Annotated in this window: 20 protein-coding genes; 14 read left to right on the forward strand and 6 right to left on the reverse strand. The window is 28.4% G+C overall.

All coding sequences use genetic code 11. From position 1 onward, the window contains the following. Positions 1-197 precede the first annotated feature (197 nt). From IC175_RS07640 to IC175_RS07660, 5 genes are all read left to right on the forward strand, one after another. Entirely contained in the window at positions 198-1,376 is a 1,179-nt protein-coding gene (locus IC175_RS07640; protein WP_227433652.1) for a hypothetical protein, read from the forward strand. A gap of 263 nt (positions 1,377-1,639) precedes the next feature. Then, the gene (locus tag IC175_RS07645) at positions 1,640-3,247 is read left to right on the forward strand and encodes an ATP-binding protein (RefSeq protein WP_227433651.1); all 1,608 of its coding nucleotides are present in this window, start codon (positions 1,640-1,642) and stop codon (positions 3,245-3,247) included. Further along, positions 3,238-3,942, forward strand: coding sequence for a response regulator (locus tag IC175_RS07650; RefSeq protein WP_227433650.1), 705 nt, complete (start codon positions 3,238-3,240; stop codon positions 3,940-3,942). The genes IC175_RS07645 and IC175_RS07650 overlap by 10 nt, the downstream gene beginning before the upstream one ends. Positions 3,943-4,720: 778 nt before the next feature. Next, on the forward strand, positions 4,721-7,843 hold the full coding sequence (locus IC175_RS07655; protein WP_227851390.1) for a bifunctional diguanylate cyclase/phosphodiesterase: 3,123 nt from the start codon (positions 4,721-4,723) through the stop codon (positions 7,841-7,843). Between the two features lie 258 nt (positions 7,844-8,101). Beyond that, positions 8,102-9,412 (forward strand): transcriptional regulator, encoded by a 1,311-nt coding sequence (locus tag IC175_RS07660; RefSeq protein WP_227851391.1) that lies wholly within the window; start codon positions 8,102-8,104, stop codon positions 9,410-9,412. Between the two features lie 178 nt (positions 9,413-9,590). Here IC175_RS07660 and IC175_RS07665 read toward each other — a convergent pair whose 3' ends face one another. Continuing rightward, positions 9,591-10,709, reverse strand: coding sequence for a M20/M25/M40 family metallo-hydrolase (locus IC175_RS07665; RefSeq protein WP_227433647.1), 1,119 nt, complete (start codon positions 10,707-10,709; stop codon positions 9,591-9,593). 34 nt (positions 10,710-10,743) lie between these two features. Further along, a complete protein-coding gene (locus tag IC175_RS07670; RefSeq protein WP_227433646.1) occupies positions 10,744-12,285 on the reverse strand; it encodes an AbgT family transporter in 1,542 nt (513 codons plus the stop codon). Between the two features lie 864 nt (positions 12,286-13,149). On the opposite strand from IC175_RS07670, the gene IC175_RS07675 reads away from it, so the two are divergent. Then, the gene (locus IC175_RS07675; RefSeq protein ID WP_227433645.1) at positions 13,150-14,211 is read left to right on the forward strand and encodes a GGDEF domain-containing protein; all 1,062 of its coding nucleotides are present in this window, start codon (positions 13,150-13,152) and stop codon (positions 14,209-14,211) included. A gap of 376 nt (positions 14,212-14,587) precedes the next feature. Here IC175_RS07675 and IC175_RS07680 read toward each other — a convergent pair whose 3' ends face one another. The 4 genes from IC175_RS07680 to IC175_RS07695 form a co-directional block, all read right to left on the reverse strand. Further along, positions 14,588-15,451 (reverse strand): MerR family transcriptional regulator, encoded by an 864-nt coding sequence (locus IC175_RS07680; protein WP_227834806.1) that lies wholly within the window; start codon positions 15,449-15,451, stop codon positions 14,588-14,590. A gap of 244 nt (positions 15,452-15,695) precedes the next feature. Next, on the reverse strand, positions 15,696-17,006 hold the full coding sequence (locus IC175_RS07685) for a M20 family metallopeptidase (RefSeq protein WP_227433643.1): 1,311 nt from the start codon (positions 17,004-17,006) through the stop codon (positions 15,696-15,698). Between the two features lie 12 nt (positions 17,007-17,018). Then, positions 17,019-17,489 carry a hypothetical protein gene (locus IC175_RS07690; protein ID WP_227433642.1) on the reverse strand — a complete coding sequence of 157 codons (471 nt, stop codon included), beginning with the start codon at positions 17,487-17,489 and terminating at the stop codon, positions 17,019-17,021. A gap of 3 nt (positions 17,490-17,492) precedes the next feature. After that, positions 17,493-18,344: a DUF3100 domain-containing protein gene (locus IC175_RS07695; protein ID WP_227483653.1), complete on the reverse strand. Its 852-nt coding sequence runs from the start codon at positions 18,342-18,344 to the stop codon at positions 17,493-17,495. Between the two features lie 353 nt (positions 18,345-18,697). Here IC175_RS07695 and IC175_RS07700 point away from each other — a divergent pair, with 353 nt between their 5' ends. The 8 genes from IC175_RS07700 (at position 18,698) to IC175_RS07735 (ending at position 25,760) form a co-directional block, all read left to right on the forward strand. Continuing rightward, on the forward strand, positions 18,698-19,609 hold the full coding sequence (locus tag IC175_RS07700) for a helix-turn-helix transcriptional regulator (RefSeq protein ID WP_227851392.1): 912 nt from the start codon (positions 18,698-18,700) through the stop codon (positions 19,607-19,609). A gap of 127 nt (positions 19,610-19,736) precedes the next feature. Next, on the forward strand, positions 19,737-20,237 hold the full coding sequence (locus IC175_RS07705) for a GyrI-like domain-containing protein (protein ID WP_227824623.1): 501 nt from the start codon (positions 19,737-19,739) through the stop codon (positions 20,235-20,237). A 598-nt stretch (positions 20,238-20,835) separates the two neighbouring features. After that, a complete protein-coding gene (locus IC175_RS07710) occupies positions 20,836-21,198 on the forward strand; it encodes a response regulator (protein ID WP_227433638.1) in 363 nt (120 codons plus the stop codon). Between the two features lie 97 nt (positions 21,199-21,295). Next, positions 21,296-21,880, forward strand: coding sequence for a chemotaxis protein CheC (locus tag IC175_RS19625; protein ID WP_227851480.1), 585 nt, complete (start codon positions 21,296-21,298; stop codon positions 21,878-21,880). Beyond that, positions 21,877-22,362: a chemotaxis protein CheD gene (locus tag IC175_RS07720; RefSeq protein WP_227433637.1), complete on the forward strand. Its 486-nt coding sequence runs from the start codon at positions 21,877-21,879 to the stop codon at positions 22,360-22,362. The genes IC175_RS19625 and IC175_RS07720 overlap by 4 nt, the downstream gene beginning before the upstream one ends. A 40-nt stretch (positions 22,363-22,402) precedes the next feature. Beyond that, positions 22,403-22,909, forward strand: coding sequence for a chemotaxis protein CheW (locus IC175_RS07725; protein ID WP_227433636.1), 507 nt, complete (start codon positions 22,403-22,405; stop codon positions 22,907-22,909). 146 nt (positions 22,910-23,055) lie between these two features. Beyond that, positions 23,056-24,015, forward strand: coding sequence for a diguanylate cyclase (locus IC175_RS07730; RefSeq protein WP_227433635.1), 960 nt, complete (start codon positions 23,056-23,058; stop codon positions 24,013-24,015). 41 nt (positions 24,016-24,056) lie between these two features. After that, complete coding sequence (locus IC175_RS07735) at positions 24,057-25,760, forward strand: methyl-accepting chemotaxis protein (RefSeq protein WP_227433634.1); 1,704 nt, start codon at positions 24,057-24,059, stop codon at positions 25,758-25,760. Positions 25,761-25,763 lie beyond the last annotated feature (3 nt).

A 25,763-nucleotide genomic window follows, 5' to 3' on the forward strand; every position in this document is an offset into this window, starting at 1 on the left:
ATATAATAACATAAAATAGAATAAGAATATCTTTTATTAAATTAGATATTCTTATTGTCATAATATTAGTCACGGTTTTTTATTTCAACAAACCGACAACTTGAATCACAGATGTAAGTTTTAGAACTTGTTTTGTATTAACAAATTTGTATTAATGTAGAAACCTTAATTCTAAATTAAAAGGGGGAAGATTCACAATGGAGAAGCTGTCAGAGAAGAGGAGAGTCAAGGCAGTAAGTATGGAAACCTTCGTATTTATTGTACTTTTGGCGGTAGGATTTGGCTATGTAGGCAGTATCATGGGTGCAGGAATGATGTTCAAAGTAATAATGAGTACAGCACATGCACTTTTACTAGAAACAGTATTTTTGATAATGGCAATGGCAGTCCTTGCAGGTGCACTTAGTGCATTACTTTCAGAATTTGGAGTAATATCTTTAGTAAATAAGATCTTTAAGGGCCTTATGAGACCTATATGGGGCTTACCTGGTGCTAGTATAGCAGGAGTAGTGGCAACTTATTTATCTGATAACCCAGCTATTATACCATTCGCTAAAGACAAAACATTTACACAATACTTTAAAAAATACCAAATACCTGCCTTATGTAACTTAGGAACAGCTTTTGGTATGGGACTTATTGTAACAACTTTCATGATAGCTCAAGGTAAAGAATATGTATTACCAGCTATAATTGGTAACGTTGGAGCAATAATAGGTAGTATTATTAGTGTTAGAATTATGTTGACTTTTACTAAAAAGTATTATAATTATGACCCTAAAATTGATAATGACAAACAAGCAAATGGAAAAGGTGAAAAGATTGAAGAGTTTAGAGAAATAAGAGATGGTAATGTATTCCAAAGAGGATTGGATGCTATACTTGAAGGTGGTAAGCTAGGTGTTGAAATGGGTATGGCTATAATACCAGGAGTTTTAGTAGTTTGTACATTAGTTATGTTATTAACTTTTGGACCATCTACAGACCCTGCTACAGGTCAAGCTGTTTACACAGGAGCTGCATATGAAGGTATAAAATTATTACCTGCTATTGGTGACAAAATCAGTTTTATAATAGAACCATTATTTGGATTTACTTCACCAGAAGCAATAGCATTCCCTGTAACTGCATTAGGTGCTGTTGGGGCAGCAATATCTCTAGTGCCAGAATTTATAAAATCAGGTGCTGTAACTCCTAATGATATAGCAGTATTTACAGCAATGGGTATGTGTTGGAGTGGATATTTAAGTACACACATTGGTATGATGGATGCTTTAGATGCAAGACCATTAGCTGGTAAAGCGATTCTTTCGCATACAATAGGTGGTTTATGTGCAGGTGTATGTGCCCACTTTATATTTATGCTTGTTGGATAGGAATGTTTTAAAAATCAAATATTAAGATATTATAATTTATTAGATTGAATCAAATTAACAATTTAAATATGTAAAAATTAAATTAGTGATTTAAATATATAAAGGTGCTGTTTTGAAATAGAGATTTATTTTCATTTTAAGACAGCACCTTTTAGTAATTTGAAGGTATTAATTAAATGTATTGATTGAATTTATTATGATAAAATTGTATTATATACATTAGAGTCAATTTAAACAGTAACAGTAAGGAGGAATTGCAGTAAATGAAAAAAGAACGACTACATCATGAAGACTTAAAAGAGTATGATTATGATGAAGATGACTATCTCAGTAAGAAAATAATTATTAAGGACTTTATAAAAACTATATTGGTTATGATAATTGCTACTGGAATATCAGTAGCTTTTAAAAAAGTAGGTTTTAATGAATCTAATATTATTTTAGTGTATATATTAGGTGTATTATTTGCTACAAGTATAACACATGGGTATTTTTTTGGAATACTTTCTTCAGTAATAGGAGTGCTATCATTTAATTTTTTCTTTACACACCCATTATATACTTTTATAGCTTATAGAAAAGATTATCCAATGACCTTTTGTATTATGCTTTTGGCAGCAATTATAACAAGCACTTTAACTTCTAGAATAAAAAAAGAAGTAAGACTTTCTCATAAAAGAGAGAAAATGATAAGGTTGCTTTATGAAAATAATAAAACACTTCTTAAAGCAAAAAATAAAAATCAAATAATTGAATTTTGTGGGTCTAATTTGGTAAACATGTTAAATAGAACTGTTATAGTAACTATTGCAGATGGTGATAATAATCTAGGTAAGCCAAGTATTTATATTTGTAATAATGATGGAAGTGAGAATATATTCCACTCAGTATTAGAAAAGGAAGCTATAAAAGAGGCTTTTAGAACAGGCGAACCAGTTGGGATTGGAACAAAATATTGTAAAAATAGTAGTGCTTACTATTTTCCTATAAAAGGTCAAGAATCCAATGTTCTTGGTGTTATAGGTATTGCATGTTTTAAAATTGATATTATTACGGAAAATGAAAAGATATTGTTAGAAGCAGTTTCAACACAGGTTGCATTAGCAATTGATAGAGAAAACCTATTTGAAAAGAATAAAAAAGCTAATCTTGAAACAGAACGAGAGAGATTAAGAGGAAACTTACTTAGATCAATTTCTCATGATTTGAGAACTCCACTTACAAGTATACTAGGTTCTTCTTCAACTATACTTGAAAATGATGACATAATAGATAAAGAAACTAGAGTAGAGCTACTAAAAAATATATATGAAGATACAAGTTGGTTAACACACTCTGTTGAGAATATACTTAGCATGACCAGAATAGATGAAGGAAAATTGGATATTGAAAAACGTCCAGAGGTTGTAGATGAAATAATTGCGGAATCTATATTAAGAGTTAAAAAATTTGCCAATAGTAGAGAGATACAAACCAATATACCAGATGAAATAATAATAGTTCATGTGGATGTATTATTGATAGAGCAAGTTTTAGTAAACTTAATTGACAATGCTATAAGACATACACCTAAAAATTCTAAGATAGAATTAACTGTAAGCAAAGAAGCTGAAAATGTATTATTTGAAGTGGCAGACAACGGAAAAGGAATACCAAGTGAAGATATTAAGAATATATTCAATAGATTTTATACAAAGAATAAAGCAAGAAATCTTGAAAGAAGAGGGATTGGTCTTGGTTTAGAAATATGTAAGTCTATAGTACAAGCTCATGGTGGAGAAATTATTGCTTTCAATAATCCTTCTGGAGGAGCTACATTTAGATTCAGTATACCTTTAGATAAAGGGGAGGTGAAAGACGAATGGAAGTAAAGCCGTTGGTTTTAATTGTAGAAGACGATAGACCAATTTGTAAATTTATAAAAGTGTCTCTGGAAACTCAAAACTATAGATGTGTAGAAACTGACAATGGAGGCACAGCTATATCACTTATACATTCTCTTGACCCAGATTTAATAATTTTAGATTTAGGTTTACCAGATATTGATGGAATTGAGGTAATAGGTAGAGTTAGGGCTTGTGCTAAAAATAATAAAATAATTGTTGTTTCAGCAAGGGAGCATGAAAGAGATAAAGTTGAGGCTTTAGATGGCGGAGCAGATGATTATTTAACTAAACCTTTTAGTGTAACAGAACTTTTGGCTAGAGTGCGTGTGGCCCTTAGAAATAAAGTTCAACAAGGTAAGATAAATAGTGACGTTCCTACCACCTTTGAGGTTAAAAATCTAAAGATAGATTATGAAAAGCATCTTGTATCTATTAATGGTGAGGAGATACACTTAACTCCAATTGAATATAAACTTGTTGAATTAATGTCTAAGTATTCAGGAAGAGTTTTAACACATAAATTTATAATAGATAAGGTATGGGGTAATTACTATGAAAGTGAAAACCAATCCCTTAGAGTTTTTATGGCAAGTATAAGACGAAAAATTGAAAAAAATCCTGCTCAACCAGAGTATATTTTAACTGAAGTTGGAGTAGGATATCGCATGACAGATGAATAAGTATCAAATTAAAAGTATTAGTTAATCTAAACTAGTAATATTTTAACTAAATATAAATAGCCATGTATTTTATAATAAGTAGGAGGAAAGACAGCCTATTAATATTATATTTGCATGGCGATTTTTAATACAAAAACTATATTTTAATAAAGACTATATCTTTATTTAAATAAAATATATTTCAAATTGAGCTTTAGTTAATTTGATATTTCTTTTTTATAAAAATTTTTATATATAAAATATTTTATTTATTAATAAATATTTTTTAATATAAAAAAGTTACTATTTTTATCTTTTTATAATGGTCTTTATGATATTATTAATATAACTATAATAACAACACTGTAATTCATTGTAGAATGTACTTTTTTAGCAATGAGAACTTATGTCTTTTTAAATGGGTAAAGCAGTTTGATTTTTCATAATATAAATATTTATTTAATAGTTATGTAAATATTTATACTATATATTGAATGAAGATATGAGTATAAAATATAATTTTTATAATGTAAAACTTGCTTAGAACTAAGTTAAGGTATGAATAACAAGAATTATATGAAGATTAAAAAAATAGTATGTACAGCAAAAGATATTTATGATAATTTAAGTTTTAGAGAGCCTCAATGAGTAATATGATAATGAGCTCTATTTGTCAAAAAAGATGATGCTATTGTATTCTTTTTTTTTATAAAAAAGTACAATAGCATCATCAAAGGTGCATCAAAACTTGACATAGTTTCAAGAATTTAAAAAATTGAATAAAAGGAGTTATACATAAATGAGTGTGAGAAACTTAGTAGATGAATTAGATGAAATTATATATGTTTCCTCCTTGGATACATATGAACTTTTATATATTAATAAAAATGGGAAAAGGCTATTAGGACTTGATGATATTTCTCATAGAAAATGTTATGAAGCATTACAAGGAAGAGATTCTCCTTGTGAATTTTGTACTAACTCTTTTTTGAAAGATGATGAATATTACATATGGGAAAATACAAACACTGAAATAGACAGACATTTTATATTAAAAGATAAATTAATTGAGTGGGAAGGCAGAGCTGCACGACTGGAAATAGCTCTTGATATTACTGATAAGGAAAATATAAGTAAGTCGATAGAAGAAAAATTAGAAATAAAAGAATTACTAGTTGGGTGTATTAAACATCTTATAACAGAAACTAATTTTTCAGATGCTATAAATCTTGTATTAGGCAGTATTGGGAAATTTCATAAGGCTGATAGAGCATATATTTTTGAAGTGTCAGCAGATGGTAAAAAGATAAATAATACATATGAATGGTGTAATCAAGGGGTTGAGGGACAAAAACAATTCCTTGAAGATATTGATATTGAATCACTAAAAAATTGGTTTTTATTATTTCATGAAAAAGGTTTTATAATAGTAGACAATATAGAAAGTTTAAAAGAAACACAACCAATTGAGTATGAAATTTTAAAACCTCAAAATATTGAAAGTTTAATAGCATCTTCATTAAAGCAAGATGATAAAATTATTGGATTTATTGGAGTTGACAATCCACAGAGAGCTGTTAAGGACACATCTCTTTTGACTTCTCTATCTTATTTTTTATTGACTGAAATGAAAAAGAGAGAAGTAGAAAATAAATTGAATCATATGAGCTATTATGACTTTTTGACTGGGGTTTACAATAGAAATAAATATATTAAATACATAGATAATTTTTACAGCAATAAAGCTAAATCTATGGGGGTTGTGTTTATAGATATAAATGGATTAAAAGATATCAATGATAACTTTGGACATGCTAGTGGCGATTCTGCTATTGTATCAACCTGTGTAATTATAAAAAAATACTTTCATTCCTATAATATTTATCGTATTGGTGGAGATGAGTTTGTTGTATTATGTGAGGAAATTTCAAAACAACTATTTGAAGAAAAGGTTACTTGGTTAAGTGAGGAGTTTAAAGATACTAGGGTATATAGTGTAGCAATAGGAAGCACTTGGAGTGAAGATAATATAAATATACATATGTTGACTAAAATTGCTGACGAGAGAATGTACCAAGATAAGCAAAGATATTATGAAAAAAATAAATTAAGGACCAATAAATTAGAGGAGATAAGCAATTTAAATGATTCAGAAAAAAGAATTTTATCTACATATGAAGATTTAGAGACTAAAGAATCTTTTGACAGTATAACAAGTGATGGATATTCCAAAACTTATGAAAAATTAGTTTATAATACATATGATATTATCTTAGATATTTGCTTAGAGAAAAACTTAATTACTCCAATCTATCAATCAGAAAACAATATTTTTAAAATTTCTGTAAAAGAGAACATACAAAAAACATTTTTATACATTAGAAACTATATAGTTCATCCTGATGATAGAGCTATATTTTACTCCAATCTTTATTCAAAGTTTCTTGATGATTCAAAAAATAACAAGCAAGAGGACTTAAAGTTGAGTTTTGAATGTAGATGTTTAGGAGAGGATAAAAGGTACTATTGGGCATCTATGTGTATCCTAAATGTCATCAGTAAAAATAAATTTGGTGAAAATCAGACGCATATTTTGCTTTCTATTAAAAATATAGACCATATTATGCAAATACGTAAAAGGCAAAGAGATATATTGACAGGGCTATATAATTACGAAGGCTTCTGTCAACAAGCAAACTTATTACTCAAAAAACATCCTAATAAACATTATGTTGCTATAATGATGGATATAGATAAGTTCAAGGTAATTAATGATATTTATGGTATTCAAGAGGGAGATAGGGCATTAATATATATTGCAGAACTGATTAAAAAAAATATTACTTCTAAGGGAATCTGTTGTCGTATGTATGCAGATGTGTTTTGCATTTTTTATGAGTGTTATCATGATAAAGAGGTAGATAAATTAATTTATAAGATTACAAAAAATTTAAGTATAAAGCAATTTGAATATATGTTAGTACCATGCTTTGGAATTTATAGGATTTTGGATAATAATATATCAGTTACAAATGCCTGTGAAATGGCAGGATATGCACATAAAAATGTAAAGAAGCAAAGTATAAGTCATCATATGTTTTACGATGAAGCTATGAGGAATGATGCAATTGAAGAAAAACAGATGGAAAGAGAAATGGAGTATGCATTGGAAAATGGACAGTTTCATGTATACTTACAACCTAAGTATAATCTTGAAATAAATGAAATTGTAGGAGCAGAGGCCTTGGTTAGATGGATACATCCAGAAAAAGGTATAATACCTCCAAATAAATTTATATCACTATTTGAGAAGAATGGGTTTATTATTAAACTAGACATGTATATATGGGAGCAAGTATGTACTTTGATAAGAAAATGGATAGACTTAGGTCAGAAGCCAATACCGATTTCTGTAAATGTATCAAGATTACATTTGTATAATCCTCAATTTAGATATATTGTTTTAGGTCTAATAAATAAATATAATATACCAAAATCATTTTTGGAATTAGAACTTACAGAAAGCTTATTTATTAAAAATATAAAGCTATTTGCCAAGATAATAGCAGAGCTTAGAACAGATGGTATTATATTAAATATGGATGACTTTGGCTCGGCATATTCTTCATTAAATATGCTAAAAAATATAAATATTGATACATTAAAGATAGATTGTGGATTTTTCAATGAAAAAGAAATTACAGAAAGAGAAAAAATTGTTTTAAAGCATACTATAGCCATGGCTAAGGACCTAGAAATGGATGTAGTTGCAGAAGGTGTAGAAACAAAAGAGCAAGCAGAATTTTTAGCTAGTTTGAATTGTGTTGTAATTCAGGGATATTACTATTGTAAGCCTATTCCAAGTCTAGATTTTGAAAGTTTACTTTATAATCATCAAGATAGTAAACTAATAACTACTTAAAATAATATACTTTATTTAAATGTAATATATTCTGTGATAGGTTGTCTAAATTAAATGTAAGATAGTCTGTATATATTCAGTCAATTAATAATTCAAGGTTGAAATATATACAGGCTTTATAGTATTTAAAATTTAATTTTTAGAGATTTTTATTCTAAACGCTTGTATAGAACTTCTTTACCATAAATATAGAATGTGAGATAATAAATTAAATAAAAAATAAAAGCAATGACATTATAATTTTTTAGTAAGTATAATATGGATGGATTAGGAGCGAAGTTTATGATAGTGGGTATTATAGGTCCTTCAGACTCTGGCTTTAAGATAAAGGAAGACTTAAAACAGATAGATAGCAATTTAGAAACTAAAATATATGTAAGAGAAAAAGTAGTAGATACAGTAGAAGTTATTTCAAAATGTGAAGATGAATGTGATGCTATTATATTTACAGGATGTGGAGTCTATGAGTTTATAAAATCTAAACATGAAATAAGTAAACCACATTCATTTGTTCCAAGAAGTGGGACAAGTATAATGAAAGCATTTTGGGCAATAAAGAGCGAAAATATAAAGCTAGATAAATTTAGTATAGATGTAGTTGATAGATATGTTGTAGAAGATGCACTTAAAGAGTTTGATATTGAAGCTACAAGTATATTTTGTAGGCCATTTTCTTTAGAAGTAGGAGAATCTGAACTTGCAAAGTGGCATATACAATTGTTTGAAGAAAATAAGACCGAGATAATGATAACTGGTTTTGGAGCAGTGTACAATGAGTTAAAGAAAAGAGGTTATCCTGTATTTCGGCTACAAGCAACCATACAATTAATCAAAGAAAGTTATGAGAAAGTGAAGAGTGAATATGCTCTAAGTAAGGCTAGATTTTCTCAAATTGCAGTAGAAATATTGAGTCTAATAGATTATAAAGAGAAGATAGAAAACTATTATTCTGATATGATAAAAAAATCAGATATGGATAAGCTTGTAGTAAACTATGCAAGAAGTATTCAAGGTTCTTTATTTTCGTTTGGAAGAAATGATTATGTGGTATTTGTTCATAAAGGTGTAGCTGATAATGAGTACAATTATGATAAATTATTTAAGTTAAAAAGAGATATAAAAGACATGGGATTTTCTCTTAGTATAGGTATTGGGACTGGAGTAACTGCATATCAAGCTGAAAATAATGCACATAAAGCATTGAGACATTCAATAGATTCAAAAGAAATTGGTATATATTTAGTAGATGAAGATGAAAATATAAGAGGTCCTTTAGCCTCAGAAAATGAATTAAATTACTCCTTAGTATTGTCTGATGAAAAAGTAATAGAAATATCTAAAAAAACTGGAATGAGTTGCGAATCAGTAGCAAAAATTATAGCTATAAGTGAAAATAGAAAAAGCAAGATTTACGATTCAAAAGAATTGGCAGAATATCTAAATGTAAGTGAAAGAAGTGCAAGGCGTATACTGAATAAAATAGTAAGTGCAAATCTAGGGAGAATATGTGCTAAAGAAACTAGTATTGGTGGAGGTAGACCAAAGAATATTACTGAGATATTGTTTTAAAATATTATATAAGATTGTATGAAGTGTCATATAAAATACTAAAACCTATGTAAATCAACTTTTTAAAATAGTACTTATAGAGTTGAAAATACATAGGTTTTTAATTATGAGAGTTAAAGAGTAGTATTGTATAAAAGTATTTATATTAGTGATAGTACTCTAATTTATCATTAATTTTTTACAATTCATCATTTAACTTAATCATATGATAAACTATTTTAGCAGTATCATATAATTCATCTATATTTACATATTCATTAACTGTGTGTACGTCATACATCCCTAAACTTAATATAGCACAATTATATCCAAGATTAGCTAGTATATTTGCATCACTACCACCACCAATTATCATTGGATTTGGAACAACACCAACTTGTCTTATTGCTTCCTCACTTAATTTAAAAACATGACTGTCTCTACTAAGTTCAAAACTTGGATAAGACATATTATGTTCAAAAGTGTAAGTAGTATTAAATTTAGATGCAGCATCTGAACAACATTTTTCCATATGATTAAGTTCATATTCTAAAGTTTCAGGGATATGAGACCTGATTTCAGCAGTCAATGTAACCTTATCAGTTACTATATTTGTAGCTCCACCACCTTCTATTTTACCTATATTTGAAGTTGTCAGAGAATCTATTCTACCTATATGCATATTACTTATAGCATGAGAGGCAACCAATATAGCATTTATACCTTTTTCAGGTTCTATACCAGCATGTGCTTTTTTACCATCAAAAGATATTTTTATAGATTCTTGTGCAGGAGCCTTATATGCTATAGAACCAATAGCTCCACCAGAATCTAAAATCACCATATCCTTGCAAGGTAAGTTATCAGGGTTAAAGTTTTTAACACCATGCATACCAGCTTCTTCACAAATTGTAAAACATAGATATATATCTCTATGTGGTATTTTTTCTGTAATAACATGTTCTAGAGCTTCTAGGATAGCAGCTATACCAGCTTTGTCATCTGCACCAAGTGTAGTAGTTCCATCACTTCTAACTACATTACCATCTAGTATTGGATTTACACCTAAACAAGGTTGAACTTGGTCCATATGAGCACATAAACAAAGAGGTCTACTTCCTTCTTCTCCTTTTATATATGCGATAACATTTCCCGTATTACCACCATATTTTTCACCAGCATCATCTATAATAGCGTCTATATTTCTTTCTTTTAGATAGTTTACTATCCACTTGGACATTTCTAATTCTTGATTAGATGGGCTGTCAATCCTAACCATATCCATAAAGTTATCTATAAGTCTATTTTTACTTAACATAAATCATTTCTCCTTTTAGAAAAATTTAAATAAATTACATACTATAAGAAGGGAATATTCCAGGTCCTAATGGAATATTAAACACCATAAATAGTATCAATAGTATAGTCCATACTATCAAGAATGATATAGAGTATGGTAGCATATTAGCTATTACAGTACCCATACCAGCATCCTTATCATACTTTCTTGTAAATGCTAGTATAATAGGGAAGTATGGGAATAAGGGGCTAAGTGGATTTGTTATACAGTCACCTATACGATAAGCCATTTGTGTAAGTGCTGGATTGTATCCGACCATCATAAACATTGGTACGAATATTGGTGCAAGTATAGCCCACTTTGCAGATGCACTTCCTATAAATAAATTTATAAAGCATGATAATATAATAAATCCTATCAATAATAAAGGACCATTTATTCCTGCTGATTTCAAAAACTCTCCACCTTTTACAGCGAGTATCAAACCTAAATTACTATTTGTAAATAATTGCAAAAACTGTGAAGCAGCAAATGCTAGTATTATATATCCGCCCATATCACTCATTGCACCAGCCATTATAGAGACAACATCTTTATCCTTTTTTATCTTACCTATAGTTTTTCCATATACAACACCAGGTATAAAAAAAGCTAAAGCTATTATAGGTACCATACCTTTCATAAGAGGAGCATTATTTGATAATAAATCTCCTGTTTCTGGGTCTGCTAAGAATGGTTTTTGACCAATTACACTAAGTGCTATCATAATTGCTGCATATATTAATATACTTATACCAGCTTTTTTAAGCCCTTTTTTTTCTACATCACTAAGGCTACCATCAACATCTAACTCTGCATTTCCTTCGTATTTACCAAATCTAGGAGCTACAATTTTTTCTGTTACCCAAGTTGCTAACAATATTAATACAAAAGTTGATGCTATCATAAAAAATAAGTTCATTGTTGCATTAGCTTCAAATCCAGAATCAATCATCTGAGCTGCTGGTACTGTAAAGCTTGCAGCAAGTATATCGTTAACACTTATCATGATGTTTGCTGCAAATCCTAGACAGACTGCGGCATATCCAGAAAATAAACCTATAAGTGGATGTCTTCCAACACCAAGATATACAAGTGCAGCCAATGGTGGGAATAGTATTGTACCTGCATCTGATGCAATATTTGCAAGCATACCTATAGTCATTACAACAAGAGTTACTTTTGTTTCAGGAATTTTGCTTACTGATGCCTTTATTGTTGCTGTCATAAGTCCAGTTTTATCACAAACACCAGCGCCTATCATAGTAACTAAAACTAGTCCTAAAGGTGCAAAGCCTTGAAAATTACTAACAATATTTCCTAATAAAATCTGAAGTTGTTCTACAGTTAATAAATTTACAGCAGTTATAGTTTCGCCAGTACCAGGATGAACTACTGATATACCCATAGAACCGATTATGCTAGATAGTATAAGTAAAAGTACACATAATCCTAGAAATATTGTAACTGGGTCTGGTAGCTTATTACCAACAATTTCTATTCTGTTTAATGTTCTGTCAAAAAAGTTTTTCTTTTTAACTACGTTATCATTCATAATATCCTCCCTATGTTTTTAAAATATAATATTGAAAATAAGTATTGTGGTCAAATTTATAATATAAATTATGACTGTCAATTTAAGACGTGTCCACAATGTGTCCTAAAAAAAGTATAAAATAAACTTTTTCCTATGTCAATGTAATTTTCTGAATTTTCTGGATGAGTGATGTTAATTAAATATGCTTTAAGTAGATTAATGACGAATTATATCTAAGTTATTTGTATTATATATATACTTTAAAATTAATTTTAAAACAAAACTTTATAAAAATCTAGTGGAATATTAAGTTAGTAAAAGAATAAATTAATAAAATACAAAACTTTATAACAACTAAATAACAACTCAAGTGGAGTATTTAGGTTAGAACTAAAAAATAATATGTAAGGGGATAAATTGTCATAAGGTTATATGAAAAATATAAAAAGATTAAAGAATCGTAGAGAAATAGTAAAATACACAAGTTTATATTATGATGAATATAACCTATGTAGGAGCTCTTTTTAATGACTTTTGTATATGAGAATGATATAATATATTCTAACAATAAGTAAAGAAATATTAAAATAAAATTAAAAATATTAAGTTATTTATATGTTTTTGTAAACTAGATAGTAATATTATTATATTTTTATAAAAAATATATTGGAAATATAATCAATTTATATAATTGGAAATTATTGGGTTAATTTTAATAGAAAAATGAAAAAATATGAATAATAGCTCTATATGATAGTTAAATCACTCTTTAAATTAATAAATAATGTGAGAGTTCATTTATAAGTGTATCAACAGTAGTTGAATTATAGAAGTATTAAAATAATTCATGAATAAGAGTGTGGAATGTACAAGGGAGGTAGGATGTTAGAAACAATATTAAAGAATTTTAAAGCAAAGAAGATGAATTTGTATAAATCTGAAATTAGATTGAGAAATTATAGATGTTTCTGCGGTTTGTCATTATTAGGACTCACTATTTCAGCTATGGTGTTTGTATTTGGATTGATTTTATCAGAAGTTGTTACTTTTAATATAGAGTTTTTTATTATACTTGGATACTTTTTTATTCTTTATATTATTTCTAAATTTTACTTAAAAAAACACTTTCAGCATATAACGCTTATCTTTTATTTGGCATTAACTCCAGTTATGATAATGGGTATTTTGATGGGAACTTTTCTAGATAAAACAGAACCATCAATCACAATTATGGTCTTTATATGTGTACTTCCTTTATTCATATTGGATAAACCATGGAGAATTACTCTCTACATAACAGGAACTGCTATAATCTATGGTATTTGTTGCTTTATAGCAAAGGATATAAATATGTTTATGGCGGATTTAGTTGATTTAGTTACTTTTTATTTTTTATCTGTGGGTGTTAACTTTTTTATTCTGAATGACCGTATCGAAAGTGTAGAAAACTACATTAAATATAGAACTAAATCAGAAATTGATTTATTGACAGGTATATATAATCGAGGTGCTGGTGTTGAAATGATTGAACATCTTATGGACGAAAAAAAGTATGGTGCTTTTATTCTTATCGATATAGATGATTTTAAATATATCAATGATTCCTATGGTCATATTGTAGGTGACCGTTATTTACAAGCTGTAGCTGATAATATAAAGAATATTTTCTATGATAGTGTAGTTTTAAGATTAGGTGGTGATGAATTTGCCATCTATGCTAAGGATTTAAAGAATGAGGAGAATTGTAAAATACGCTTTGAGAAATTATTTGATGCATTAGATAATATGGAAGATTTATCACAAAATGATTATGTATTTCATATTAGTTTAGGATGTTCAATTTGTGATAAAAACATTGCTAATTTTGAAGATTTATATAGTAAGGCAGATGAAGCTCTTTATGCAGCAAAGGAAGCAGGAAAAGGGTGTTATCGAATAAACTGATTTAATATTTTATCATGATTTTTATGTATATGTAATATATAATTTTTAAAAAGAAAAACGGTAGTTTCAGCTGGAATTTTGAAACTGCCATTTTTCTTTTCTGATTTTTTTGTAACTGGAAGCCAGACTTCATGTTCTGCATTTTGTAGGTATGAATTTAAGTAAACTTCTATATCTGAAATATTTTCTACATATTTATAACTAGAGTCAGGAAGCCACTCTGTTCAAATTCAACGTTCTAAATATTGTATGCTTTCTACAAAAATGGTAACCTTGTAAATATTACAATAAGTAGCATCAGTAAATATCTATTATGTTTACCAATGCTATTTTTTGCAAATTTATAGTATAAAGTGCTAACTGTAATATCAAGTTTTTATTTTTCAAGGTATGCTTTTAAAGCAAGACCAATAAATTTTGATGCTCCATCTCCATATTTATTATCGTTAACCTCAATAAATACAGGGTTTGATATATAATTTTCAGACATAATAGGCCAATAATTATCTCCCATATCTATTCCATTATTAATTTTATTAGTAAAAGAAATCAGTTCTTTAACTAATTCTTGGACATCTAAAGATGCAACATCTTTACTTAGATTTTTTGTAAGTTTTCTTGTAATATCATCACCTTTTTTAATAAGGTTAAGTACTTCTGATTGAGAAATAGTAGTACTGTTAGATAAAAAATTTTGAAAGTTATTTTCCATAGCCTTTGTGTATTTTTCAAGACTTCCAAACTGCTTAATTGCCATATTTGCTATTTCATTTTCATATGATTTGATTTCTGAAGTTATTTTATCAAAATCTTCAATGCTTTCAGTTTGTGCGACAATCTCATCAGTGTGAGATTCTTTGAACTCAGTTAAAATATGAAAATACTCACTCATATTAAAATCTTTAAAATCCACACATTTATCTACTTTTATAAGTTTATTAAGTAATTCTAATAGAGCATTTAATCTATCTCGCTTTATTTGGATTAGTTCTCTTTGATTTTTAAATGCAGTTAGACAATCAAATTGAGGATTTTCCATGATTGCTTCAATTTCTTTTAATGTGAAATCAAGTTCTTTAAAAAATGTAACTTTTTGTAGAACTTCTAATGCGTTATCATCGTATAATCGTAATCCATCAGTAGTTATTTTTGTAGGTTTAAATAAACCAACTTCGTCATAAAACTGTAGAGTACGTATACTGACACCAGTTAATGAAGAAACTTGTTTTAATGTCATCATTTCAACTCACCTTCTTTCGTACCCTAATAATTGAGAGTTAGCTAATATTTTTTTATAAGAAATATACAGTATTTGTAAATGCTATCTCTAACTACTAATGTATGCTATTACTATACATGAGGATGAATATATTTGTTATATTTTTTCTAAATAAATATTGAGGACTTTACGAAGGAAAAGAAAAGATGGTATAGCTTTTAAAGCATATACCACCTTTGTATTATAAAAAGAATACTTAATAGACCTATAAAGTTTTGTCGTGTTTTTCTAAGAATGTTAAGTATTCTTCTTTAGTCATAACTGGTGTAAAGGCATCTAATATACCTTTAGTCTCTTTAGCATTATCAAAAAGAAGGTCTATAACTGTAAGTGCCATAGCCTTAGCAGGTACTATGTAAGCTAAGTCTTCATCAATTATTTCAAAATCTCTTGTATGAAGAGCACCTTTTACACCACCAATCATAGGGTGAAGGGTAGGCATTATATGAGATACATCTCCAAAATCAAATGAACCAGTGAAATCTCCACCATCAATAATTTTTCCTTTTAAACCTAAATCTTCAAGGTTATTTTTAAATAAGTTATCAAGGTTTTTGTATCTTAATATTGGTAGATACCCAGGAATTTCAGTTATTTCAACATCAGCTCCAACCGCCATTCCACCAGCCATCAATGCTTTATTTATTCTTTTATTAGCATCTATCATGCCGTTTATAGTTCTAGCTCTTACATATGATTCCATATGAACATCAGCAGGAACAACATTTACTATATCTCCACCTTTTGTGATGATAGGATGGAATCTAACTCTTTCAGATTCTTTAAAAGTCTCTCTAAGTGCATTTACATTATTTATAGCAAGCATTGCTGCATTTAAAGCATTTATTCCATCATGTGGAGCAGAACCAGCATGAGATTCTTTTCCTATAAATTTAACTTTTTTGCCGACAAAGCCATTACTTTCAGGACCAACTAGAGCTTTATCTTCTCCTAAATCTGAAGAGTGAAACATCATAGATATGTCTATATCATCAAAGTAACCTCTTTTTATTAGTTCTTGTTTTCCACCAAAGTAAGTTATTTTTCCTTCTTTTTTCAATTGTTCCCTGTATTCCAATTCAATAAATTCTTCAGCAGGAGTAGCCATAAATGATATTTTACCATCTAAATGTTCTAAAACCCCACTTTTTACTAAACCAATAGCTGCACCTAACATTCCAGCTATTTGTATGTTATGTCCACAAGTATGAGATGCACCTATTTCATTAGAATCTTTGTGTTCTTTGCATGATATACCATCTAATTCTCCAAGTATAGATATATGAGGACCTTCTTTACTAGAATTTGCATCTGCCTTACATCCTGTAACAGCTATATTTTTTTCGACAGATAAGTTTAGTTCTTGTTCAAAAAAGTTTGAAACAGCTTCTGTAGTTTTATACTCTTTATATCCATATTCTGGGTTTTTGTAGATTCCATGACCTATTTCTAATATTTTTTCTTTATTTTCATCGATAGTCTTTATTACTAGAGATTTTAATTGTTCTTTATTCATAATAAGTTCCTCCTATATTTTACCTTGAATACTTAAAACTATATGAGCTATACTTGCACATGCAAAGAATATAGTTGTAAAGACAACAAGTGATATTATAACTATTTTCCATGACATTTCCTTTAAAGCTTCTATTTTGTTTCCAACAGAAATTCCTGCAAAAGCTAATAGAGGAGTTGTTATAGCCATAAAATTAATATTATTAGTGTTAGTTAAGAATACTTCAGATGTTGGGCTATATGGCATACTAAGTAAAAGACCTATTATAGTTGCAAATCCAAAAGCAGGAAATATTGATTTAGGAAATAAATCCTTTATAATCATAGCAGCCATAGCAGCTAATATTAACATTACCATTCCAGGAAAAGCTGTTACTATAGATGTACCAACACTAATTCTTTGTCCTATAAGAATTATAACTCCAATAATAGACATAACCAATAATTGATATGAACTTTTCTTTAAATCTAAATTAGCAAACATTTATTAGCACTCTCCTTTTGTAGTTTTTGTTTTGTCAGTTTTTTTACTTCTTGAAAATTTAGGTTCTAAAATTTTGTACATAAAATTAGTAAATGGTAAAGATACAAAGACCAAGAATATAATTCCTGTTATACTAGACATCATATTACTTGTTGCTGCATAGGCAAGTATTGTATCTGCCATTTCTGGAGGTACCATGGTAGAAAGTGAGCCAGCAGCAGCAGTCATCATACTTCCACTACCAACACCACAAGCCATTCCTAAAGCATATGGATGAAGGCCACTATAAATTGAGACTGAGCCTAATACGCTAAAATATATAGTACCAAGAACTGTACCCATTAAATATGTACCAAGTACGCCACTACCTTCTGGAGAATTTATCCCATATTTTTCAGATATAACTCCTAAAGATGGTTCACGGCTTATACTTGCAGTAGCTCCAATAGCTTCTCTTTTCATACCAAATATTAATGCAAGAGGTAATGCAACTATTGGTGCAAGTATGTGACCAAATTCTTGAGCAAGAAATGCAGGTCCAGCTTGAATTATCTTATCGATGTTTGGGCCAACTGTAGTCCCATATTTTATACCAAGCATTACTAGCGCAATTCCAACAACTTCACCAGCAATATTGATTTCTTTTTCTCCAATAACTTTTTTAAGTGCTTTAATTTTTTTGCCTAATAAGTCAGGTGTTATTATAAGTCCGATTATAACTGCATAAAGCATTGGAAATAGTATTATAGAAGCTGAGCCAATAGCTAATGTTCTTTGTCCTATAAATTCACATACTACTACTAAGATTAAGCAAGTTAAAAAGACTTGAATAAAGTGTTTTTTATTAATTTCCATGATTGCCTCCCTAAAAAAATAAATATTGTACTTATTTGAATTTGAAATAGAAAATACGTTTTCTTGAATATAATACGTTTTCCTAAATTACATAAAATTATATAGTAAAATTGTTTTTCAAATAAGTTTAAGAACTGTCAATAACATGTCCTTAATTAAGGATAAATCAAAAATTTAACATTGTCAACGAAAAAATATGTAAAATATTACATAACTTCAAAATATTAACATATAAATTTATTTATTAAAAATTTACTTAAATATTGTATGAATAAAATATAAAAAGCTTTAAAATAAATAATATAATTATAGAAAATAAAGATAAATATAATAATCTTAGTAGGTGATAATAGATGAAAATAAATAGATTAACAGAAATAATAGTAATACTATTAAATAAAAAATTAGTTACTGCTAAAGCATTGGCTGATAGGTTTGAAGTTTCTACAAGAACTATATATAGAGATATAGAAACTCTGTCTATGTCAGGAGTACCAGTATATATGACTAAAGGCAAAGGAGGAGGAATATCTTTAATAGAAGAATATTCTATAGACAAAACTATATTGTCAAAGGAAGATAAGGAGAGTTTAATAATAGCACTTCAAACATTACAAGCAACAAAGTATCCAGAAATAAATTCAGTAGTAGATAAAATTGGCTCAATATTTGGAGAAAGTAATTTTGCAAACTGGATTGAAATAGATTTTACTGAATGGGGAAGTAATTTTAATGAGGATGATAAATTTACAAAAATAAAAAATGCTATTTTAAGACGCAATACTATAAATTTTGATTATGTAAATAGTTTTTCAAGTCAGACAAATAGGACTGTTGAACCGATGAAGCTAATGTATAAAAGTAAGACTTGGTACTTGTATGGGTTTTGCAAATTAAAGGACGATTTTAGAATATTTAGAATCAGTAGAATGAAAAACTTAGTAGTAAAAGAAGACATATTTTCAAGAAAGATAATTGAAGAGGCATACTTAGATGACTCTAAAATAATTAAAGAAGATACTGTAACTCTGAGGCTAAGATTTAAGGAAAAGATGCTCTATAGAGTTTTTGATGATTTTAACAATGATTTAATAACTAAAAATGAAGATAATACATATGATGTAATTGCAGAATTCCCAATTGGAGAGTGGATTTATGGATATATCTTATCTTTTGGAGATAGTGTTGAAGTACTTGAACCTAAATTCATTAGAGATAATGTTATAAATAGATTGAAAGAGATGTTTAAGATGTATTCCTTATAAGTTACTATTACTAAATTTAATTATATTAAAATATATGACATATAGATGTCGTATTTTATAAATTATAATTAAATTAAAGAAACAGATAATCAAAAGCAATTAATAAAGCTAAAGTGAGGTATAAAGTATGGATTATGAAATAGTACATATAAGTGAAAAAATAGTTGTGGGTGTATCAAAAGAAACTACAAATAACAACGGACAAGCAGTAAAAGACATAGGTGAATTATGGAAAAGCTTTATGGGGAAGGGTATCTATAATGCTATAAAAGGTAAAAAAAATGATAAAACAATAGGTTTATATACAGACTATCAAGGTGATTTTACAAATCCATATAACTTTGTAGCATGTTGTGAAGTAAATAGTGAAGATGATAAGGACAACAACTTAAGTGAATTTAATGAAAAAGGTATTTGTGGAGAGTTTGTTATAAGCAAAGTTATACCAGGTGGTAAATATGCAAAATTCACTATAACAGGAGATATACAAAAGTCAGTAGGAGAATTCTGGTTTGAGTTTTGGAAAATGGATTTTGATAGAACTTATATAAGTGATTTTGAAGAATATCAAAATAATACATATGATATGAATAAGCAAGAAGTTCATATTTACATTGGAATAAGATAAATTCATTGATAAATTTTAATATATAAAACTTATTATAGGAATAAACAAGTTGATAATCATGAGGGAGTGTACTATACACTCCCAATTTTTATTTTATCTTTAAAAGTGATAATATTGTGATTTCTTTAAGTATACAATTTTTGAATAGTTCACAAAATTATCTATAATCGTTTATAATCAATATTTTGTTCATAATTTAAATCTTCCTTTAGCAATATGTAAGAATTTATTAATTAATAATAGGATATAAATTTAATTATAGTTCAGCCGATAATAGATGTATATTATATAAATATTTTCAATTTATTATATATCTATATAATTGGTTTTTGACAACTTTTTACGTTTTTGTGTTTTTTACGTTTTTATGTGATTATGTTTTTAATAACTCGTCAAAATGCAAAACATATATTACAATAGATATATAAGTTTTTTAATTTATAAACTGTATTAATAAAGTTGAATATAGTATAGCATGAATATGTACTTTTATTTATAGATGAAATGTATTTATTATGTAGGGAAAATAGTCAGTAAGTATAAACAATGACTGAAAAATAATAGCATTTATTGTTACAAGTATGGAGGAGTTAGTTTTATGGAAAATAAAATTTTAATAGTAGATGATGCTATTTTTATGAGAATGATGATTAAAGAAGCTCTGAGTAAAAGTGGCTACGAGAATTTAGTAGAAGCAAGTGATGGAGAAGAAGCTTATAATATGTTTAAAGATGAAATGCCTGATTTGACATTACTTGATATTACAATGCCTAAAAAAGATGGTCTAGAGGTATTAAAGGAAATAAAAATGTTGGATTCAAATGCTAAAGTGGTGATGTGTTCTGCAATAGGGCAAGAAAATATGATTGTGGAAGCTATAAAGCTTGGAGCACTAGATTTTATAGTAAAACCATTTAAAACAGAAACATTGGTTAAAGTTGTAAATAATGCCTTAAAATAAAGGCTGTAAATACACCTTTATATAGTAAAAATACATAAATGTAACAATAGAGGGAGGGGTTTATATTATAAATTATTCACAACTTGATAATATTCATATAGATGCTCTTAGAGAAATTGGTAATATAGGCTCTGGGAATGCAATTACTGCACTTGCATCCATGATAAATAGTAAGATAGAAGTATTAATACCCATGGTCAAGATACTTGAATATAATGAAGCTACAAATTTACTTGGAGGTCCAGAAAACAAGGTTGTATGTATTCTACTTGATATGAAAGGCGATATTAATGGGATATTTATGTTTTTGTTGGATGAATCAATCACTAAACTTATGCTTAATTCTCTTTTTAATAAAGATGAAGCTTTCTTAGACGAAATTACAGGTATTGAAATTTCTGCAATCAAAGAAATAGGAAATATTATGGCAAGTTCTTATGTAAATGCTATTGCATCTATGCTAAACATGAACATAAGTATTTCGGTTCCAGATATGTGTATTGATATGGTCGGAGCTGTGTTGAATGTTCCTATGATAAGATTTTCTGATGTTGGGGACAAAATTTTATTTATAGAAAATAAATTTAAAAATAGCGATAATTATTTTATTAGCCACATATTGATGATTCCAGAAATGGACTCGCTTAAAGACATATTAGTAAGATTGGGATTATCAGTATGAGTAGAGAGATAGTAGTAAATATTGCAGACATGAAAATAGTGTATAAACCAAATGTTTTGGTTACTTATGCACTTGGTTCTTGTGTAGGAGTATGTTTAATAGATAAAACAGCAGGAATTGGTGGAATGTTACATGTTATGTTGCCATATAGTAAAGATGCTATTCACATTGAAAATAAATATAAATTTGCTGACACAGGAATAAAGGAACTTATTAAGTCTATGGAGCATATAGGTGCAAATAGGACATATATAAAAGCAAAAATAGCTGGAGGAGCCCAGATGTTTTTAGGAAATAGTAATTCATCAATTGCAAGCATAGGGTATAGGAATGTTGAAGCAGTAAAAAAAACTCTTTTAAGCTTAAAAATTCCAATAATAGCAGAAGATACAGGAATGAATTATGGAAGAACAATACGCTTTTATACTGAGACAGGCGATTTAATTGTAGACTCAATAAATAAAGGAAAGAAGAAAATATAGATTATTTTTATTTAGAAGATATTTAAGGGGGAGGTATTAAATGAGATTTCCAGATGACCCATATTTAGGTTATGAGTTAGTAGATGAGGGGATTAAGTACCTAAAATTTAAAATGGATGAACAGAACTTTGGTATTGAACTTGAAAAAGTCATAGAAATTGTTGGGAATCAGGAAATCATATTTATTCCAGAACTTCCAACCTATTCAAAAGGAATAATAAATTTGAGGGGAAAAATTATCCCGATAATAGATATGCATTTGAGACTGAGGAAAAATAATTTAAATACTACTGATTATGTATATATAGTAATAGCCGGATTGGAAAATTTAGTAGTGGGATTTATGGTTGATAAAGTTGAGGAGATAATAGATTTAGAAGAAAATCAGATATCACCTCCACCAAGGGTTACTCTTGAATATTCAGATTATTTTGTAAGTGGTATTGGAGAGATAGACAATCAAATAATTACCTTGTTAGATTTGAAGAAGCTTTTGACTGATGAAGAAGAACTTTTGATAGATGAATTGCTTTTTAAATACAATTAAACTATCATGTAACACAGATATATAATTTAGTGGCATTGTAATTATATTATAATGAGAACATTTAGAACTATAGTGGTATAATTATTAAGTGTAAGAATTTTAAATTATTAAAATTTGAATATATTATGTTTAAGAGAGGTTTGGATATGGAAAATAAGCAACAAGGAACAATTTTAGTTGTTGATGATAGTGTTCTAATGTGCGATTTAATAGATAAAACACTTACAAAAGATAATTTTAAAGTCATAAAAGCATTTAATGCAATAGAGGCAAAAGAGTGTATTAAAGAGTGTACACCAGACATTATTCTGCTTGATATAATTTTGCCAGACAATTCTGGATTTGAATTGTGTAGAGAACTCAAATCTAATATTCGTACAGAAGATATACCTATAATTTTTATAACTTCAAAAAATACAGATACAGATGTAGTAAAGGGTTTTGGAGTAGGAGCAATAGACTATATGGTAAAACCTTTTAGTATGACAGAATTAAAAGCTCGTGTTATGGCTCATATTGAAGTCAAAAAATCTCAAGATAAATTAAGAAAAATAAATAATGAACTGGAATCTTCTCTTGAAAAATTAAATAGATTAGTTGTAAGGGATTATCTAACAGGTCTTTACAATAGACGTCATATAATTAATCAGCTTATGGAACAAAGAAAAATTAATAGATATAGTCATGAAACAGTATCTCTTATTCTTGGAGATATTGACGATTTTAAAGTTATTAATGATACTTATGGTCATGAAGCAGGAGATTTTGTGCTAACAGTAATCTCAAGTATAATTAAAAAGAATTGTAGACAAATTGATACTGTATCAAGATGGGGTGGAGAAGAATTTTTGATAATGCTCACTAATACTTCAATAGAAGGGGCAAAAATACTTTCAGAGAGAATTCGCAAAGAAATAAAGGAATTTGAATTTAACTATAAAGGAAATGAAATAAAGTGTACTATTACATTAGGAGTAGTAGAGGTAAACTCAAACATATCATTAGAAGAAAATATATCCCTAGCAGATAAGGCAATGTACGAGGGAAAAAATCTAGGAAAAGATTGCAGTGTAGTAAGTACAATGAATGGACTAAAGAAGATATAGATTGATATCTTGATAAACTTACTTTATAAAGGAGTATAGATATGAAAAGAGAAGTAAAGCTTTCCAAATTGGCAATAGTATTGCTAATTATTATAGTACTAGCTGTTATGGCAGGCATTTTTTCTTCAATTTCATCTTATAAAGCATTTGAAAAAGTGGAAAAAAGTATCAATGACATGAACAATTTGAGAAATGAAAGTCAGTATATAAAAGACACAACAAGAGAAGTTTGTGACATGTTAAGAAGGTACGTTTTTACAGGTGAAAAAAAGGATAAAGATGTCTATGAAAAAGAGCTATATGGAAAAACAAGAGAATCTGCTTTAAATAAACTTGAAAAAATTGGTCTTACAAAGACTGAGTCAAATAAAATTTTGGAAGCTAAGGAGATATCTGATTCTTTGGTACCAAAAGAACAAAGTGCTATAAATGCAGTTGAAAGTAATGACAAGAGCTTAGCTCAAAGTATAATTTTTAGTAGCGAATATGTAGAATCTCAGGAAAAAATGGATTCTTTAATAGATGAATTTCAAGAGGATGTAGTTACTCGTTCAAATTCTGAAATTGTAGAAGTTAAAAAAGAATTACAAAGTTTGATACTAAGAACGATATTTATACTCTCACTATTAATCATATTAACAATAATAGAATATGCAGTAATAAAACTAAAGATAGTAATTCCTATTAATAAAGTAGAAAAACATTTTTCAAGAATTGCATCGGGTGATTTAAGAACAAGTATAGATGTTGAAGAAAGTAAATCTGAAATAGGAATGTTAGTAAGTTCTGTCAAAAAGATGCAAGATATGTTATTAAATTATATAGACCTTATAGACAGTACATTAACTAGCATTGCAAAAGGGGATTTAAGAATAGACATAGAACAAGAATTTATAGGAGATTTTAAATCAATCAAAACATCATTAGAAAGTATAATAAATTCTTTTAATGATGATTTCTATGAAATAAATCTGTCAGCTGAGCAAGTTGCAAGTGCATCAGAACAAGTAGCAGCAGGAGCACAAGCTCTTTCGCAGGGTGCTACTGAACAAGCTAGTTCAGTAGAAGAATTAGCCTCTACAATTAATGAGATATCTGATGGAATTAAGCAATGTGCAGATAGTGCTAGTCTTGCATGTGAAGTATCTGACCAATCAGCATTACAAGTTGGTTTTGGAAGTAGATGTATGGATGATATGATGACATCAATGGAGGCAATAAGTGAAAAATCAAATGAAATATCAAAGATAATCAAAACCATAGATGAGATAGCTTTTCAAACTAATATTCTTGCATTAAACGCAGCCGTTGAAGCAGCAAGAGCAGGCCAATATGGTAGAGGATTTGCAGTTGTTGCAGATGAAGTTAGGTCTTTGGCTGGAAAAAGTGCTAAAGCAGCTCAAAACACAGCAATTCTTATAGAAGAAGCTATTAAAACAGTGGAAAATGGTGTCAAAATTGCAAAAGAAACTGCAAAAGCATTAGACTTAGTTGTAAATGGTGTAGAAAAAACTACTGATTATATTAATGGAATTTCTTCATCTGTGCATAGTCAAGAGATAGCAATTACACAGATTTTATCTGGAATAGAGCAAATTTCAATAGTAGTTCAAATGAACTCTGCAACAGCAGAGGAAAGTGCTGCAGCTTCAGAAGAAATGTCTGCTCAAGCACAAATTTTAAAAGAATTAGTAGAAAAATTTCATCTAAAAGAAAGTGAGATAAGAAAATCATCGTGGATTTAGATT

The sequence above is a fragment of the Clostridioides sp. ES-S-0123-01 genome (assembly GCF_020658415.1).
Classification (GTDB): Bacteria; Bacillota; Clostridia; order Peptostreptococcales; family Peptostreptococcaceae; genus Clostridioides.

Bases quoted from the DNA above. Each gene is read 5' to 3' on its own strand.
- IC175_RS07735 (WP_227433634.1), top strand. From the start codon at position 24,057: ATGAAAAGAGAAGTAAAGCTTTCCAAATTGGCAATAGTATTGCTAATT.
- IC175_RS07725 (WP_227433636.1), top strand. From the start codon at position 22,403: ATGAGATTTCCAGATGACCCATATTTAGGTTATGAGTTAGTAGATGAG.
- IC175_RS07705 (WP_227824623.1), top strand. From the start codon at position 19,737: ATGGATTATGAAATAGTACATATAAGTGAAAAAATAGTTGTGGGTGTA.
- IC175_RS07670 (WP_227433646.1), bottom strand. From the start codon at position 12,285: ATGAATGATAACGTAGTTAAAAAGAAAAACTTTTTTGACAGAACATTA.
- IC175_RS07695 (WP_227483653.1), bottom strand. From the start codon at position 18,344: ATGGAAATTAATAAAAAACACTTTATTCAAGTCTTTTTAACTTGCTTA.
- IC175_RS07675 (WP_227433645.1), top strand. From the start codon at position 13,150: ATGTTAGAAACAATATTAAAGAATTTTAAAGCAAAGAAGATGAATTTG.
- IC175_RS07645 (WP_227433651.1), top strand. From the start codon at position 1,640: ATGAAAAAAGAACGACTACATCATGAAGACTTAAAAGAGTATGATTAT.
- IC175_RS07730 (WP_227433635.1), top strand. From the start codon at position 23,056: ATGGAAAATAAGCAACAAGGAACAATTTTAGTTGTTGATGATAGTGTT.
- IC175_RS07710 (WP_227433638.1), top strand. From the start codon at position 20,836: ATGGAAAATAAAATTTTAATAGTAGATGATGCTATTTTTATGAGAATG.
- IC175_RS07660 (WP_227851391.1), top strand. From the start codon at position 8,102: ATGGATGGATTAGGAGCGAAGTTTATGATAGTGGGTATTATAGGTCCT.
- IC175_RS07680 (WP_227834806.1), bottom strand. From the start codon at position 15,451: ATGATGACATTAAAACAAGTTTCTTCATTAACTGGTGTCAGTATACGT.
- IC175_RS07690 (WP_227433642.1), bottom strand. From the start codon at position 17,489: ATGTTTGCTAATTTAGATTTAAAGAAAAGTTCATATCAATTATTGGTT.
- IC175_RS07665 (WP_227433647.1), bottom strand. From the start codon at position 10,709: ATGTTAAGTAAAAATAGACTTATAGATAACTTTATGGATATGGTTAGG.
- IC175_RS07685 (WP_227433643.1), bottom strand. From the start codon at position 17,006: ATGAATAAAGAACAATTAAAATCTCTAGTAATAAAGACTATCGATGAA.
- IC175_RS07655 (WP_227851390.1), top strand. From the start codon at position 4,721: ATGAGTGTGAGAAACTTAGTAGATGAATTAGATGAAATTATATATGTT.
- IC175_RS07720 (WP_227433637.1), top strand. From the start codon at position 21,877: ATGAGTAGAGAGATAGTAGTAAATATTGCAGACATGAAAATAGTGTAT.
- IC175_RS07640 (WP_227433652.1), top strand. From the start codon at position 198: ATGGAGAAGCTGTCAGAGAAGAGGAGAGTCAAGGCAGTAAGTATGGAA.
- IC175_RS07650 (WP_227433650.1), top strand. From the start codon at position 3,238: ATGGAAGTAAAGCCGTTGGTTTTAATTGTAGAAGACGATAGACCAATT.
- IC175_RS07700 (WP_227851392.1), top strand. From the start codon at position 18,698: ATGAAAATAAATAGATTAACAGAAATAATAGTAATACTATTAAATAAA.